The organism is Kosakonia pseudosacchari, from assembly GCF_900184035.1.
Classification (GTDB): domain Bacteria; phylum Pseudomonadota; class Gammaproteobacteria; order Enterobacterales; family Enterobacteriaceae; genus Kosakonia; species Kosakonia pseudosacchari.
Genome location: NZ_FXWP01000009.1, coordinates 111,534 through 127,369 on the forward strand (window position 1 = coordinate 111,534; position 15,836 = coordinate 127,369).

14 protein-coding genes and 1 pseudogene are annotated in these 15,836 nt (G+C 52.0%); 7 read left to right on the top strand and 8 right to left on the bottom strand.

Annotation, left to right across the window (positions count from 1 at the left end; all coding sequences use genetic code 11):
• The first annotated feature begins 163 nt into the window (after nt 1–163).
• Nucleotides 164–1,780 (top strand): peptide ABC transporter substrate-binding protein, encoded by a 1,617-nt coding sequence (locus BN2591_RS02595; RefSeq protein ID WP_086868736.1) that lies wholly within the window; start codon nt 164–166, stop codon nt 1,778–1,780.
• A gap of 406 nt (nt 1,781–2,186) precedes the next feature.
• Entirely contained in the window at nt 2,187–2,375 is a 189-nt protein-coding gene (locus BN2591_RS02600) for a YdiH family protein (RefSeq protein WP_044489640.1), read from the top strand.
• 55 nt (nt 2,376–2,430) lie between these two features.
• Here BN2591_RS02600 and BN2591_RS02605 read toward each other — a convergent pair whose 3' ends face one another.
• Nucleotides 2,431–3,651, bottom strand: coding sequence for a sensor domain-containing diguanylate cyclase (locus tag BN2591_RS02605; RefSeq protein WP_086868741.1), 1,221 nt, complete (start codon nt 3,649–3,651; stop codon nt 2,431–2,433).
• Between the two features lie 99 nt (nt 3,652–3,750).
• Nucleotides 3,751–5,886 (bottom strand): putative bifunctional diguanylate cyclase/phosphodiesterase, encoded by a 2,136-nt coding sequence (locus tag BN2591_RS02610; protein WP_208616132.1) that lies wholly within the window; start codon nt 5,884–5,886, stop codon nt 3,751–3,753.
• A gap of 455 nt (nt 5,887–6,341) precedes the next feature.
• Between BN2591_RS02610 and BN2591_RS02615 the strand changes: the two genes are divergently transcribed.
• From BN2591_RS02615 to dbpA, 4 genes are all read left to right on the top strand, one after another.
• Nucleotides 6,342–7,517, top strand: a complete 1,176-nt coding sequence (locus tag BN2591_RS02615) for a methyl-accepting chemotaxis protein (RefSeq protein ID WP_086868746.1) — start codon at nt 6,342–6,344, stop codon at nt 7,515–7,517.
• 145 nt (nt 7,518–7,662) lie between these two features.
• Nucleotides 7,663–8,646, top strand: a complete 984-nt coding sequence (gene zntB / locus BN2591_RS02620) for a zinc transporter ZntB (RefSeq protein WP_086868748.1) — start codon at nt 7,663–7,665, stop codon at nt 8,644–8,646.
• 271 nt (nt 8,647–8,917) lie between these two features.
• On the top strand, nt 8,918–9,091 hold the full coding sequence (gene ynaL, locus BN2591_RS24560; RefSeq protein ID WP_017457224.1) for a proline-rich small protein YnaL: 174 nt from the start codon (nt 8,918–8,920) through the stop codon (nt 9,089–9,091).
• A gap of 30 nt (nt 9,092–9,121) precedes the next feature.
• Complete coding sequence (dbpA, locus tag BN2591_RS02630) at nt 9,122–10,495, top strand: ATP-dependent RNA helicase DbpA (protein ID WP_086868750.1); 1,374 nt, start codon at nt 9,122–9,124, stop codon at nt 10,493–10,495.
• A 38-nt stretch (nt 10,496–10,533) separates the two neighbouring features.
• On the opposite strand, the gene ttcA is transcribed toward dbpA, so the two are convergent.
• Nucleotides 10,534–11,469, bottom strand: a complete 936-nt coding sequence (gene ttcA / locus BN2591_RS02635) for a tRNA 2-thiocytidine(32) synthetase TtcA (protein WP_086868752.1) — start codon at nt 11,467–11,469, stop codon at nt 10,534–10,536.
• Nucleotides 11,470–11,570: 101 nt separating this feature from the next.
• A pseudogene (locus BN2591_RS24960) lies at nt 11,571–11,725 on the bottom strand (site-specific integrase); the annotation flags it as partial.
• A 173-nt stretch (nt 11,726–11,898) separates the two neighbouring features.
• On the opposite strand from BN2591_RS24960, the gene BN2591_RS02640 reads away from it, so the two are divergent.
• Nucleotides 11,899–13,185 (top strand): AppA family phytase/histidine-type acid phosphatase, encoded by a 1,287-nt coding sequence (locus BN2591_RS02640; RefSeq protein WP_086868754.1) that lies wholly within the window; start codon nt 11,899–11,901, stop codon nt 13,183–13,185.
• A gap of 123 nt (nt 13,186–13,308) precedes the next feature.
• On the opposite strand, the gene BN2591_RS02645 is transcribed toward BN2591_RS02640, so the two are convergent.
• From BN2591_RS02645 to BN2591_RS02660, 4 genes are all read right to left on the bottom strand, one after another.
• Nucleotides 13,309–14,151, bottom strand: a complete 843-nt coding sequence (locus BN2591_RS02645) for a helix-turn-helix transcriptional regulator (protein WP_086868756.1) — start codon at nt 14,149–14,151, stop codon at nt 13,309–13,311.
• A 62-nt stretch (nt 14,152–14,213) separates the two neighbouring features.
• A complete protein-coding gene (locus BN2591_RS02650; RefSeq protein ID WP_244172969.1) occupies nt 14,214–15,077 on the bottom strand; it encodes an MBL fold metallo-hydrolase in 864 nt (287 codons plus the stop codon).
• 119 nt (nt 15,078–15,196) lie between these two features.
• Nucleotides 15,197–15,523, bottom strand: a complete 327-nt coding sequence (locus BN2591_RS02655) for an antibiotic biosynthesis monooxygenase family protein (RefSeq protein WP_086868758.1) — start codon at nt 15,521–15,523, stop codon at nt 15,197–15,199.
• 68 nt (nt 15,524–15,591) lie between these two features.
• Nucleotides 15,592–15,804: a KTSC domain-containing protein gene (locus BN2591_RS02660; protein ID WP_086868761.1), complete on the bottom strand. Its 213-nt coding sequence runs from the start codon at nt 15,802–15,804 to the stop codon at nt 15,592–15,594.
• Between the last annotated feature and the right edge of the window lie 32 nt (nt 15,805–15,836).

Consider the following 15,836-nt stretch of genomic DNA (forward strand, 5'->3'; position numbering starts at 1 on the left):
ACAGCAAGTGTTGAGTATAAAGCGATGCGACGCAAATCATGCCATGAGGGTGAATTTGGCGTCCAGCCTCAATTTTCCGCTGTCCGCCGTTTGCATTCTCTCAAGTTAAAACAAATAATTACCTCATCTTTTGCCGGGAAGTTATACCAATGAGGGGAATCCCATGAAGCATCGAATTTCAACGCTGAGCTGCGCGCTCTGGCTGAGCGGTTTTTCTGCAAGTGCACTGGCAGCCGATGTGCCGCCGGGTACCCAACTGGCCGAGAAACAGGAAGTCGTTCGCCATATTAAAGATGAACCCGCGACGTTAGATCCGGCGAAAGCCGTTGGTTTGCCGGAAATTCAGGTCATTCGCGATCTTTATGAAGGGCTGGTGAATCAGAATGAGAAGGGCGAGATAGTGCCGGGCGTTGCCAGTAAATGGCAAAGCAGCGATAACCGCACCTGGGTATTTACCTTGCGGGATGATGCGCGCTGGTCAGATGGTTCCCCGGTAACGGCAGAGGATTTTGTCTATAGCTGGCAGCGGCTGGTTGATCCGAAAACCACTTCACCGTTTGCCAGTTTTGCTGCGCTGGCGGGCATTGCGAATGCGAAAAGCATTACGGAGGGTAAAGAGGCGGTGGATAAACTCGGCGTTAGCGCCGTTGATGCGCGCACGCTGCGGGTGCAACTGGAGCGACCCGTGCCGTGGTTCCCAAGCCTGGCCGCAAGTTTTGCCTTTTATCCGGTGCAAAAAGCCAATGTGCAAAGTGGTGCTGAGTGGACGCGCCCCGGCAACCTGGTAGGCAATGGCGCTTATGTGCTTGCCGATCGCGTGGTGAACGAAAAGCTGGTGCTCGAACGTAACAAGCATTACTGGGACGATGCGAAAACGGTTATCCAGCAGGTCACGTTTGTACCGATCAACCAGGAGTCTGCGGCCACCAAACGTTACCTGGCCAACGGTATCGACATTACGGAATCTTTCCCGAAAAACCTCTATCAAAAGTTGCTCAAAGATATCCCCGGACAGGTCTATACGCCGCCGCAGCTTGGTACTTATTACTACGCGTTTAACACGCAGAAAGGGCCGACTGCCGATGCGCGTGTGCGCCTTGCGTTGAGCATGACGATTGATCGGCGGGTGATCGCGCAGAAAGTGCTGGGAACCGGTGAAAAACCGGCCTGGCGTTTCACGCCGGATGTTACCGCCGGGTTTACGCCGCAGCCCTCGCAGTTTGAACAGATGAGCCAGGCCGAGTTGAATGCGCAGGCAAAAACGCTATTGCAGGCGGCAGGTTACGGCCCGCAGCGTCCGTTGAAATTAACGTTGTTGTATAACTCTTCAGAAAACCACCAGAAAATCGCTATCGCGGTGGCCTCGATGTGGAAAAAGAGCCTCGGTGCGGACGTAAAATTGCAGAATCAGGAGTGGAAAACCTATATCGACAGCCGAAACAGCGGCAACTTTGATGTTATCCGCGCGTCGTGGGTCGGGGACTACAATGAACCTTCAACCTTCCTGTCGGTGCTGAATTCGACCAGCAGCGGCAACATTCCGCGTTTCAACGATGCGGCGTACGACAAAGTGCTTTCGCAAGCGGCGCTGGAAACCAACGCCAGGGCGCGAAACGCTGATTATAACGAGGCCGAGCATATTTTGGCGGAAAAAGCGCCTATCGCGCCGATTTATCAGTACACCAACGGACGTTTGATTAAACCGTGGCTGAAAGGTTACCCGATCAATAACCCCGAAGATGTGGCCTATAGCCGCACGCTTTATATTCTGAAGCACTGATAAAAAAATCCCCTTACGTCACGGGAAGTAAGGGGAAACTCATTGATTACGGAATGGTTCCTGTCTGAGCAGGAGTGGTGAAAATTTTACTTAGGGAATGTGAAGGGACAATGGAGGAAATAAGGAGACGCATTTTTACGCTTTTCCCCGACTTTTCAATAAAAAAGCCGCTTTGTTGAGCAGACGAAAATAGGGGAAGTAAGGTAAGTAGAATCTCAAGTTATTTGCGCAACCGTTCGTTATCGGGAAAGTTAATTTTATCCTTTACGGGTGCAAACCTTTTTAAAGTGGAGGAGGGTGAAAAATTATCTTCCCCCGCGAAATGCCGCCCTTTTACGATTTTGGTCAAAAAACAGACAGCTCGGTGTGCTATAGTGGTCAGGTTTTCACCACGAAAGAGGATGCTATGGAGACTGAATTAGACCCAACCCAACTGGCAATTGAATATCTGCGTCGCGACAAAACCACGCTGACACCGGCGGAATACTTAAAAAAACTCAAACAATTGCGCCTGGAGTTTGCGGATTTGCTGACGCTTTCGCATAGCGAGCTGAAAGAAGAGATTGATTTTGCCTGGCGTCTGGGTATTCACTAACTCAGCAACATCACTGCAATGCGCCCGTCAGACGGGCGCTTTTTTTTGCTTGTTATCATGCGGCCAGCACCCGGTTTCGCCCGTTATTTTTCGCCAGATATAAGGCTTCATCCACGCGTTTAAAAAGCGCATCCAGGCTCTCATCCGGCAGATGGTGTGCCACACCAATACTTACCGTAAAGCCCGGAAGATCGGCTATGTTGATACTGGCGACGGCCAGACGTACCCGTTCCGCTACGTTTAGCGCCATATCCGTGGTGGTATGCGGCAAGAGTAGCAGGAACTCTTCGCCACCCCAGCGGAAAACATAATCACCTGAGCGGCAGTTCGCCTCAAGCATTCGCGCCAGTTCAACCAGCACCTGATCCCCTTTCTGATGACCAAACTGATCATTGATACCTTTGAAATGATCGGCGTCGACTAACAGTAAACTGAAATCAAGCCCCGTTGGCAGAATGTGTTCCGTCAGATGATAAAACTGGCGGCGGTTGAGCAGGCCGGTGAGCGCATCGCGATGCGCGGCGTATTCCAGTTCCTGCTCAAGCCGTTTTTGTTCGGTGATGTCGTGAATAATGCACAACATTAAACGCTTGCCATAGATCTCAATCGGTCCGGCGTAAGTTTGTACATGGCGGGTGGAACCGTCAGCGAGTTGATGAATAAAATTTAATGGCTTATGCCCGCCAGGTAGATGAGATACCTCCTGCATTACCGGTAATACGCTGCGCCCAAGCGTATTGATCTCCCAGGTGTGTTTCTGGCGCATCTCTTCATGGTCATAACCATAAAAACGCAGCGCCGCGAGGTTGGCATCGACAATCAACCCATCACGAATAGGATCGATAAGCAGCATTGGCGCGGACGTTGTGTAAAAGAAGCGGGCGTAAAAACCTTGCTTATGCGGGCGATAAGTTGGCGAGTGGTGCGCTTTTAGCGCCGCCGCAGCGGCACCTGAAACGCCTTCAAACAGCAGCACTTCACCGGCGTTTTCTAACGTGCGCAACACGACACGGCAACTGATGGTGGTCTCTTCACCATCCGGGCAAACACTCCAGATTTCGACCACATCTTCATGATTTTGCAAGCTGGGCAGGTACATGGCCAGGCTGAGTTGCGCATAAGCAGAGTATTTTCCGTTTCGCATCTCATTGAGTGAGCGTCCCGCCGCGATTTTCAGCGCTTGCGCATTCGCGAACAGTAACGCTTCTGTGTCAGGAGCAACCACCCAAACCGGGGTGGAGAGCACATTCAACGCATCCAGGTGATGTTTAAGCATGGCGACTCCCCCTTAATCACGTCTGTTGCAACGCGGTCACAAATGACACATCAGCGGCAATTTAATGACTTTCTTGCAACATACCTGAAAATTAGGGGGTTATGCGGGCTTTTTTTGTGACGAATCTGAACATTCCAGCGATAAAGTGAATCTTTTTTGCTGAAGCAGCACAGCCACTTTCTCGGCGGGTAAAGGGCGGGCAAAAAGAAACCCTTGCAGATAAGCACAGCCCATATTGGTCAGCAATGCCTGCTGTTCGGCCGTTTCGATACCTTCCGCCACAACATGCATGTTCATCGAGTGTGCAATATCAATGATCGTTGAAACAATTTTAACGTTGCGGCTGTTATCGCGAATATCCTTCACAAAACTTCTGTCGATTTTAAGCTCTGTTGCCGGTAACCGTTTCAGCATCAGCATATTGGAGTAACCGGTGCCAAAGTCATCAATGGCGACCGTGATACCCATTTGGGCGAACTGGTTAAGCAGTTGCACGCTACGCTCAATGTTTTTCAGCGCGGTGTTCTCCGTGATTTCAAGCGTCAACTGCATGGGATCGATATGGTAGCGGTGCAGTGAATCGGTGATTTGGTCGTAAATATCGTGCTGCTCAAACTGGCTGGGGGAAAGGTTGATAGCAAGCGTCAGATGTTTAAACCCGTGGTTGTTCCAGTGATGCAGTTGTCTGCATGCGGCATCAATCACCCAGCGCCCGACGGAGATGATTAACCCTGTTTTTTCCAGCATCGGTAAAAACGTTGCGGGCAGCAAAACCCCTCGTGTCGGGTGACGCCAGCGCAGCAATGCTTCGAAACCTGCCAGGGCGTGCTCCGGTGCGTGGTACTGCGGTTGGTACCAGAGTTCAAACTGGTCGCGTGACAGCGCCTGCGATAAATCCTGCAAAAACAGCGGATCGTCGACGGTTTTCTGCGCCATACCAGCATGAAACACAGCCCAACTGTTACGGCCTTCCTGTTTTACGCTGTACATTGCCGTGTCGGCTTTCAGTTTCAGCTCATGGGCGGTATCGCCATGCTGCGGGTAGTAACTGATCCCGGCGCTGAGTGAAACATTAATGACATGGTTCAGCTCGCAAAAGGGCTGTTGAATGGTGGCGACAAGGTGTTTTACCAGCGCCACAACCTCGTCTTCGTGGGTATCCGGTACCAGCAGGGTAAACTCATCGCCGCCCAGGCGCGCCAGCGACATTTTTTCGCTGATACAGGCAGATAATCGCCCGGCAACCGCCACCAGCAGTTGGTCTCCAATGTGATGTCCCCAGGCATCATTAACCAGTTTAAAGCGATCTAAATCCATATAAATCAGTGCGAAAGTGCTGCGTGTCGCCGAGGCCTTGCCAAGGCAAGCATCAAGAAGATTGTCGAGCTGGGATCGGTTTGCCAGCCCCGTTAGCGGGTCATAATAGGCTTGTTTTTCAAGTTGCTGATTAAGCTGGCGCAGGCTGTCCGTCAAACGTGATGTCCGCAGTTGCGAATCAATCATCGAAATGAACAGCATGATGCCGAAAATCACCAGCGTCGTCGTGGCAACCCATAATGAAAGCCCCAATTCCCCGACGTCATGGCTCATCAGCGTCGTTGCATGGCCGCGGATCACAATGCCAGTGCCATCGCTACTGAACGTGGCGGCACTCATTGCAGTGTAATGCATAGCACTGATAGAACCGCCCATCACCAGTGCTGCAAAGACGCGGTTAATAAAGACACCGTGGGTATTTTGCCGCAGGCTAAAGGCCAGCCAAAGGGCAACCCAGGCACTGAGAAAGGCAATGGCTACCGAAAGTGCAATCAGCGCAGCGTTCCAGTAAATGGTGATGAACCCCATCATCGACGCCATACCAAGATAATGCATGGAGACCACGCCGGTACCGAGCAGTAAGGAAGCGAACAGCAGACGTTTTGTCGGCAGTGTTTTGCCCGCCACGGCAATATTGATAGCGAGTATTGACGTCAACATCGCGATAATAAATGAGAGCAGGGTCAGCTCTAAATCGTAATGCATCATCACTGGCATTTTCATCGCCAGCATGCCGACATAATGCATCGACCAGATACCGATGCCCAGGGTGGCGCCACCCGAAAAACGCCAGAATATTGCACTGCGCGGTTCAGACGTCGCAACTTTGCCTGCGCTATCCAGTGCGACAAATGAAGCAATGAAAGCGACCAGAAAAGAGATGCCGATCAAAATGGGGTCCCACGAAACGTAGAGCATCATGCAATCCACACAGGCAAAAAAGGTGATATGTAATCCTGGCACTAATTTTAGCCGCTAACCTAATGAATTTAATGGCTACGCTAATTTTATTAATGCAGGGGCGAATAAACTAATAATAACTTTTCTTTTATTTATCGGTTGGGATGGCAATAACTTAAATAAAGTGAATGATTTAACATATGATAAAATTATCTTAGTACTGGAGTATTATTTTCAGTAGTAAGGAATGCATTATTTCTTATATGATATATGTTGACGGGCGATTCTGCTTTTTCCGTTTGTTGTTATATCAGTATCTGCTGATTAGCATATAAACTTCGCATTTAAGTCAACTTAAGTGAAATTGAAATTATTTAAAGGTGAACATTATTTGGCGGCAATTTCGCCGTGTAAAAGTACATCCCGAATGCTATAAGGATCTTACCGTCCCAGGTGTTCAGGTGGGTTTTCCTATGTTAAGAAATATTAGTGTAAGAACATTTATTATTTTATATCTTCTGGTCTCTTTTATTATCCTCGATGTATTAGTGATCGTTGTCTCAAAAAATATCGCTTTATTTGCCATGGCAAGTGTTGTTTCTCTCACATCAATGACGCTGCTCTGGTTTTATATGACACAATATTTGGTGACGCCGATAAACACAGTTAAAAAAAGCATAGAAGAAGTCACATCGGGAAACCTTTCTATCGTTATTCCTGAGTTTGGTAATAATTGCGCGGGTCGGTTAATTCCGGGCATTAACAGCCTTTCTGCCAGTATCGCGAGCCTGGTGAAAGAAATTCGCGCCTCTTCTGATACCGCGCTGGAGCTGTCGGCGCAACTGGCCTTACGCAGCGCCGATCTGTCCGTTAAAACGGAAGAGCAATCTGCTGCGCTGGTGCAAACGGCGTCCAGCATGGAGCAGATGGCTTCCAGCACGAAAAACAATGCCGACAATACCCGCCTCGCAAGTACCCGGGCGAAAGACGCCACAACCTGCGCGCAAAAAGGGGGCGGTCTAATGGGGCAGGTGGCGAAAAATATGCAATCGATAACCGAGTGTGCCGGTCAGATGACCGAAATTATCTCCATCATTGATGGTATTGCTTTCCAGACAAATATTCTGGCACTGAATGCGGCAGTCGAAGCGGCGCGCGCCGGGGATCATGGCAAAGGTTTTTCTGTCGTGGCGGGTGAAGTGCGTAGTCTGGCGCATCGCAGTGCAGAGGCGGCGAAAAACATTAAATCGCTGATTGCTGTCACCACTGATAACGTCAATCAGGGCGCGACCGTCGTCGGCGAAGCCGAGCAAAATATGCACGAGATTGTTTCGGGTGCGAGTGTGGTGAGTAAATTAATGGATGAAATCGCCGTCACGACGCTGCAGCAGGAAAAGGGGATCTCGCAGATCACGCTTGCGCTAGCAGAGCTGGAAAAAGTGACGCAAAGCAACGTCACCATGGTGGATGAACTGGCAGGATCGTCGGATGTTTTACAACACCAGGTGGAAGGCTTGCTGCAACGGATTGGCAAATTCCGCCTGGCAGCCGTAAAAACGCAGGATGAGGCATTGCCAGCAAAAGTTTCCCCTGTGCGTGTCAATGCTCCGCTGCTGGGTAAGCAGGAAAATTACTGGCACTCGTTCTGATTCTGATAATTGACGCACAGGCCCGGAGATCCGGGCCTTATTTTTTGCATTGTTTGTTAATTTGTTAATAAATTCAGCGTGATGATTGCTTAACGTTGCCATATGGCTAGACTTGCCAAAACACCATGCGGATTGTGGAGGTCCTGTGGAAGCAATTAAAGGAACTGATGTGAACGTTCCGGATGCGGTATTTGCCTGGCTGTTAGACGGTAAAGGCGGTGTGAAACCGCTGGAAGATAACGACGTTATTACCGCAAGCACCCCGTGTTGGGTGCATCTGAATTATACCAACCCGGAGAGCGCCCAGTGGCTGGAAACCACGCCAGTGTTGCCGAACAGCGCGCGCACGGCGCTTTCCGGGGAGAGCACGCGCCCCCGGGTAAGCCGCATGGGCGAGGGGACGTTAATTACCTTGCGCTGCATTAATGGCAGCACGGACGAGCGGCCCGATCAACTGGTGGCGGTACGCGTTTATATGGACGAGCGCATGATTGTCTCAACACGCCAGCGCAAGGTGCTGGCGCTGGACGATGTGGTCAGCGATCTGGAGGAGGGAACCGGTCCGGCGGATTGTGGCGGCTGGCTGGTGGATGTGTGCGATGCGCTGACCGATCACGCCAGCGAGTTTATCGAATCGCTGCACGACCGGATTATCGACCTTGAAGATAACCTGCTCGATCAGCAAATTCCGCCGCGCGGCATCCTGGCGCTGCTGCGTAAACAGTTGATTGTGATGCGCCGTTATATGGCGCCGCAACGGGATGTTTTTGCCCGGCTGGCCAGCGAGCGCTTACCGTGGATGAGTGATGATCAGCGCCGACGTATGCAGGATATTGCCGATCGCCTTGGTCGTGGGCTCGATGAGATTGATGCCTGTATTGCCCGTACCGGAGTGATGACAGATGAAATCACCCAGGTGATGCAGGAGTCGCTGGCGCGGCGAACTTATACGATGTCTTTGATGGCAATGGTGTTTCTGCCGAGCACGTTTTTAACCGGGTTGTTCGGCGTCAACCTTGGCGGTATTCCCGGTGGCGGTTGGCATTTTGGCTTTGCACTGTTTTGCATGATGTTGGTTGTGCTGATCGGTGGTGTTACCTGGTGGTTGCATCGTAGTAACTGGCTGTAAAATTTCACTTTTTTAACAAAAATTGAACATAAAAACGCCGCATTAATTGAGCGAGGTCAATAAACGAAACACCTGTTCAGGGCAATATTCATCTCGCAGGTGAATGCAACGTCAAGCGATGGGCGTTGCGCTCCATATTGTCTTACTTCCTTTTTTGAATTACTGCATAGCACAATTGATTCGTACGACGCCGACTTAATAGTCGGCTTTTTTTTGCCTCTGCGTTCTAGCCGTCTACCCTTAACGGGAAGCCCACAAAAAGGAGGCAATGATGAACGCACTCTATTTTTTCTCCCCACAGTTGAGCGATCCGGTGCCTACGGACCCGGTTCCTGTTCCTGACCCGATTCCTCGCCCGCAACCGATGCCGGATCCGCCGCCGGATGAAGAACCGATTAAAATGTCGCGTTATAAAGGCAGATCTGAGAGGATACGCGCCTGCTAAACGTATGCCTTTTTATCGCGAGAAAACATTGTGACCGCTTTTTCAACCCTGAATACTTTGCCCGCAGCCCAGATCGAAAACCTCAACGAACTGGGCTATCTCACCATGACGCCCGTCCAGGCGGCGGCGCTGCCCGCTATTCTTGCTGGTAAAGATGTCCGGGTACAGGCGAAAACCGGCAGCGGTAAAACAGCGGCGTTTGGCTTAGGGCTGTTGCAGCACATCGATGCCAGCCGTTTTCAAACGCAATCCCTTATTTTATGTCCCACTCGCGAGCTGGCGGATCAGGTGGCAAACGAGCTGCGTCGCCTGGCGCGTTATATGCCGAACATTAAAATATTGACCCTGTGCGGCGGGCAGCCATTCGGTGCGCAGCGCGACTCGTTACAGCACGCGCCACATATTATTGTCGCCACGCCGGGCCGCCTGCTGGATCACCTGCAAAAAAGCACCGTTTCTCTCGATAGCCTGCAAACGCTGGTGATGGATGAAGCGGATCGCATGCTGGATATGGGTTTCAGCGACGCCATTAATGAAGTTATCGCTTTTGCCCCGGCTTCGCGCCAGACGCTGCTGTTTTCTGCGACCTGGCCGGAAGCCATTGCTGCGATTAGCGGTCGCGTGCAGCGCAATCCCGAAACGATTGAAATCGACACGGTTGACGCCCTGCCGGCAGTAGAACAGCAATTTTTCGAAGTTTCCCGCAATGGCAAAGCCAGCTTGCTGCAAAAGCTGCTCAGCGAACACCGCCCGGCATCCTGTGTGGTGTTCTGCAACACCAAAAAAGATTGCCAGGAAGTGTGCGATGCACTGAACGCCGCCGGGCAGGACGCGCTGGCGCTGCATGGCGATCTGGAGCAGCGCGATCGCGATCAGACGCTGGTGCGTTTCGCCAACGGCAGCGCCCGCGTACTGGTGGCTACCGATGTTGCTGCGCGTGGGCTGGATATCAAATCACTTGAACTGGTCGTTAACTACGAGCTGGCGTGGGACCCTGAGGTTCACGTACACCGTATCGGGCGCACCGCGCGTGCGGGTAACAGCGGTCTGGCCATCAGTTTCTGTGCGCCGGAAGAAGCGCAGCGCGCGAATATTCTGGCCGAAATGCTGCAACTGAAGCTGAACTGGCTGAATCCACCGGCTAACGTCAAGGTTGTACCGCTGGAAGCCGAAATGGCAACGTTGTGCATTGATGGTGGCAAGAAAGCCAAAATGCGTGCCGGGGATGTGCTCGGGGCGTTAACGGGAGAAATGGGGCTGGATGGCGCGGATATCGGCAAAATTACCCTCCACCCGGCGCACGTTTATGTGGCTGTGCGTCAAAGCGTGGCGCGTCAGGCGTGGAAGCAGTTGCAGAACGGGAAAATCAAGGGCAAGACCTGTCGTGTACGGTTGCTGAAATAAAGTAAAAAGCCTCTCTGGCGCACCAGAGAGGCACAACGTTATTTCACTTCAATCACATTCAGGCGCAGCTCATCCAGTTGCGCATCATCTTCTTCCGGCTGCCAGCCCGCCGGTTGCAGCGGGATCTCTTCCCGATCAAAGGCCAGATCGCCGCCGTTCACCACTTCTGAACCGTGGGTGATGCCTTTAAAGTCGAACAAATTAATATCGCTCAGGTGCGAAGGCACTACGTTTTGCATCGCGCTGAACATGGTTTCGATACGTCCAGGATAGCGTTTGTCCCAGTCACGCAGCATATCGGCAATAACCTGGCGTTGCAGGTTCGGCTGGGAGCCACACAGATTGCACGGAATGATAGGGAACCCTTTGGCTTCTGAAAAACGCTCAATATCTTTTTCGCGGCAGTAAGCCAGCGGGCGAATCACGATATGTTTACCATCATCGCTCATCAGTTTTGGCGGCATCCCTTTCATTTTCCCGCCGTAAAACATATTCAGAAACAGCGTTTGCAGGATGTCGTCGCGATGGTGACCAAGGGCGATTTTTGTCGCACCCAGCTCCGTCGCCGTGCGGTAAAGAATGCCACGACGCAAGCGTGAGCAGAGCGAGCAGGTGGTTTTGCCTTCCGGGATCTTCTCTTTAACGATACCGTACGTGTTTTCTTCCACGATTTTGTATTCCACACCCAGCGTATCCAGATACTGCGGCAGAATATGTTCCGGGAAACCCGGTTGTTTCTGGTCGAGGTTAACAGCCACCAGCGAAAAGTTTACCGGCGCGCTCTGTTGCAGGTTGCGCAAAATTTCCAGCATGGTGTAACTGTCTTTGCCGCCGGAAAGGCAAACCATAATGCGATCGCCTTCTTCAATCATGTTGAAGTCGGCAATAGCCTCGCCCACGTTACGACGCAGACGCTTTTGCAGCTTGTTAAGGTTGTACTGTTCTTTCTTTGTAATCTCTTGCTTTTCAATCATTATTTTGTCTCTGGAAGCGTCAGGGGCACCGCAGGGGCAAACCACATCATCAAGTGGCAGCTAGTGATTAGCACGCCTCTCTGATCCTGGTTCATTTCCGCTCACCATGCACCGTAAATGTCGTAAACCCTTTGCCGTTTTCACGCACATTACCTCGCGATGAAAACGGGCTTGTGCCGGTAATCAAAAACCAGCAGGCAAAAGTATGTCGCGTATGGTACGGATTCCGGCGGCGAATACCAGCACGTTTTATGGCGTTGCCAGGCGCAGGCAAGAAATGAAATGGTCATCGCTCACCTTTTTTCAGGTGCGGTATAAAACCTATTCATCAATACAGGAGTAAGATCATTCTCGCCAGGATGTGTAATCAGTTTGTAAAGAAACGAACTGTTATCTAATCATCGAAGGGAGGTAAACGTGATAAGAGCAATGATTGTTCGCTTAGGAGTGTTAATACTTTTCTTTTTTTCATTTCAATTACAGGCAAAAGCAGACATCGGAATGAAGCTGGAGCGCGTCGTGATCGTCAGCCGTCACGGCGTGCGCGCGCCAACCAAGTTCACGCCACAAATGCGCGAAGTGACACCTTTTCAGTGGCCCCAGTGGGATGTGCCGCTGGGGTGGCTCACGCCGCGAGGAGCGCAACTTATTACGGCTCTGGGACATTATCAGCGTCTGCGGCTGGCCGATACGGGGTTACTGACCAATAAAACGTGCCCGGATGAAGGTCGTGTGGCGGTGATTGCCGATACCGATCAGCGAACCCGCAAAACAGGCGAAGCATTCCTGGCGGGGCTGGCGCCTGCATGTCATATTCCTGTGCATTATCAACAAGAAAAGTCGAAGACCGACCCGCTTTTTAACCCGATAAAGACGGGTAAATGTTCGTTTAACACATCGGCGGTGAAAGAGGCGATTTTAACGAAAGCGGGAGGAAATATTGAGCAATACACCAGGACATATCAGCCTGCTTTTCAGACCCTGGAGCGAGTTTTAAATTTCCCTGACTCAGAGAAATGCAAAACCGCCGGGAAAAACGCTGTCTGTTCATTCACCAAAGATATCCCCACCAAACTCAACATCAAGCCTGACAATGTCTCCTTGCCTGGCGCGTGGGGGCTTTCTTCAACGCTCACTGAAATATTCCTCCTACAGCAAGCACAAGGGATGAAGGAGGTGGCATGGGGAAGGATCGCAGGAGACAAAGTGTGGCAATCGTTGTTAAGCCTGCATAATGCCCAGTTTGATCTTTTGCAAAGAACACCTGAAGTGGCGCGCAGCAGGGCGACGCCCTTACTTGATTTAATACGCACGGCATTAACCACCAACGGCGCTGATCCGAATCACTACGGCATCACATTTCCTGTTTCTGTATTGTTTATTGCCGGACACGATACCAATCTCGCCAATCTCAGCGGCGCGTTAGATCTTAACTGGTCACTGCCATCACAACCCGATAATACCCCGCCAGGCGGAGAGTTGGTTTTCGAACGCTGGACGCGGGTGAGCGACAATACGACCTGGGTTCAGGTCTCGTTCGTGTATCAAACCCTGCAGGAGATGAGAGAGATGCAGTCTTTCTCGCTGGATAACCCGCCGGGTCGGGTGGATCTTGCGCTTAAAGCCTGTAGCGAAAAGAATGCGCAGGGAATGTGCTCCTTAAGCAGTTTTGCCAGGCTGATGGAATCGGTACGCGTCGCGGATTGCGGCTTATGAAACATAGCTTTTCGCCAGCAAAGTGCCTCTTGCGAGCCGCTTCCAAATTCTGTGCCCCGAACATTGATAAAGAAACGGGGCACCGGCGATTGGCGCTTACTGTGCCATTGCATCGGTTTGTCTTTAGCGAAAAACGGAAGGCTCGGTGCCGTAGCGTTTACTGAACTGACGGCTGAAACTGGCGACCGACGCATAGCCAACACGCGCGGCGACCGATTTTATGGGGATGCGGGTGGTCATCAGTAACTGAAGAGCATCGGCAATCCTCGCATCGGTGATCACCGCGCTGAGCGTGGTGTTTTCTGCCGCAAGACGGCGACGCAGTGTGGCGCCGCTAATATTGAGCCGCTCCTCAATCTCACCGGTAGACCAGTGATGTGCCGGGTCATGGCTTACCATTTTGCGTATCGTCATGGCGATGCCCGGCGGCTGAAGACGCAACAAACCGTGATGTCCCATCTCAAATAACCTGAGCACAACCTCAAGCATCGCATGTATTGCGAGTGCCCGGTTCCCGGCCCGCAGCGCCGCAACCCAGCGGGTCATCGGGGCGATAAATTTTGCCAGCGGTTCAGCGGCGATGCTCCCCGGATTTGCCGGGGGTAAGACGCGCAGTAAGAGCCGCGCGGCCTCCAGTTGCTCCTCGGCCAGTAACACCGTCAGCGCGAGAAACTCGCCGCTGCCGGGGTCGGGCGTACACTCAATATCAATGCTTCGGGCGTTGGGGAATACCAGCATCTCGCCGGGTGCTACGCAGACCCATTTGTCCTGCTCGCGGTAACGAAACGTGCCGCGCAGGGGAAAAGAGAACGTTGCCCCTTCGACCTGAAACTTGTTCACCTGCCAGCTTTGCATGGCGCGCAGGCAACAGCAGGGAAAGGCTTGTCCGGAACAGACCAGATCCAGCAGCGCATTGAGCAGGGTTTCTGTTTCGTGCGCATCGGCATGTAAAACGGGGTTTATCATTCGATCTTCTCTGCAATACGGGTTCCGGCAGGAATACACGCGCGTGTGCCTGCCGGAGAAATTCACATAGCGTAATGCAACGCGTAGCTTTTACCGCTACGGCTGAGTTTGGCCGTGGTCGGCAGGTTGAAGTGCATACCGCAAACAGAAATATCATCTGTTGCAACGCGATCCAACAGCGTATTGCGCGTTTTTGCCGCCAGCGCCGGGTCGCGGTCAAAGGCAATCGAGACCTCAGGGCGGGCTATCTGGATATGTGGAAAATGGACAATATCCCCCCAGATAAGCAGAGAACCTTTCTCGTTGCCAAGCAGAAAACCACTGTGACCTGGGGTATGACCAAAAAGCGGCACCGCCTGAATACCGGGCAGAAGATCCTCGTGTGTAAAGGGCACCAGCCTGTCGTCGTAAGCGCTGAAGGCATTCTTCGCGATGTCAAAGGAACGCTTGAGTCCCTCCGGTGCGCTGGCATACAGCGTTTCATCACGCCAGAAGGCCAGCTCTTTCTCATGCACAAACAGACGTTGCACGTTACTGAATAGCGGGGTCTGCAGCGGGCCGGCAAGACCGCCAATATGATCGCGATGGCCGTGGGTCAACAGGATAGTGTCGATACTGAGTGGGTCAATGCCCGCTGCGGCAAGGGCGGCGGGTAACTCGCCGCTTGCACCGTCGGGCGTACCGGTTCCGCTATCGATAAGAATGGTGTGTCCGGTGGTTTCGACCACGCAGGCGTTAATGTTCATACGCGGCAGGGGCGAAACGCCGTTCGCGCGCAGTAACGCTTCGGCATGGTCGGTTTCAATGCCGTTCAACAGCGCAACAGTGCCTTCAAGGTAACCGTCACTGAGTATCGTGACAGTGATGTCCTGCAATTGCTGGCGTGTTATTCCGGGCGTTTGCTCAAGCATTCTGGACGTCATCATAATCCTCGCTTCCTTTTCATCACATTCCGTTGAATGTCGAATACAGCGTAATGAAAAAGCGTGCGCGTATTTGTTCAATGCAGTGCGTTTCGCGCTCATTGTGCATCACGCGCGCGTCGTTATTCGTCCAGTGTCTGAAAAGAATAGGCTTTTTCCACCCGGCAAATACGGGTTGTAAACGAGTGGTACCACTTTTCACGCCCGGTTTTCTGCGCAATGAGATGTTCGGCATTCATCTTCCAGCTCTTAATGGCCTCAAGCGAGGTCCAGTAAGAGACGGTAATGCCAACCTCTTCACGGGCGGAATCCACGCCCAGAAAACCAGGTTGGTTTACCGCCAGTGCCATCATGCGCTCGGACATTGCCCCGTAGCCATCATCAATAGCGGTGCGCACGGAGGTGAAAATCACTGCGTAATACGGGGTGGGGTGGCTAAATGCTGACATTGCGGCTCCTGACTCGGGTTGTCTGATCTCTATCCTGACAGGAATTTCACGCAGCGGTAGCTACCTGTTCAGGCGACTTTTTTTTCCGGATATTTGCCTTTTACCACGCCATCATAAAAACGGCCTTTGGAGACAACAGTAAGAAACAGGGAAAAGATACGTTCCGGCACGCCCTGATACTGGTAGACGCTTTTATCATGAAAACAGATTTCCAGCGTGCGGGTGCGTTCGTCATAACCGACAGAAGCGATGCGTGATGAGGTAACTGAGTGATGCTGCATAAATTCGCTCCTTGCCGTGCGGGCTGAAACCG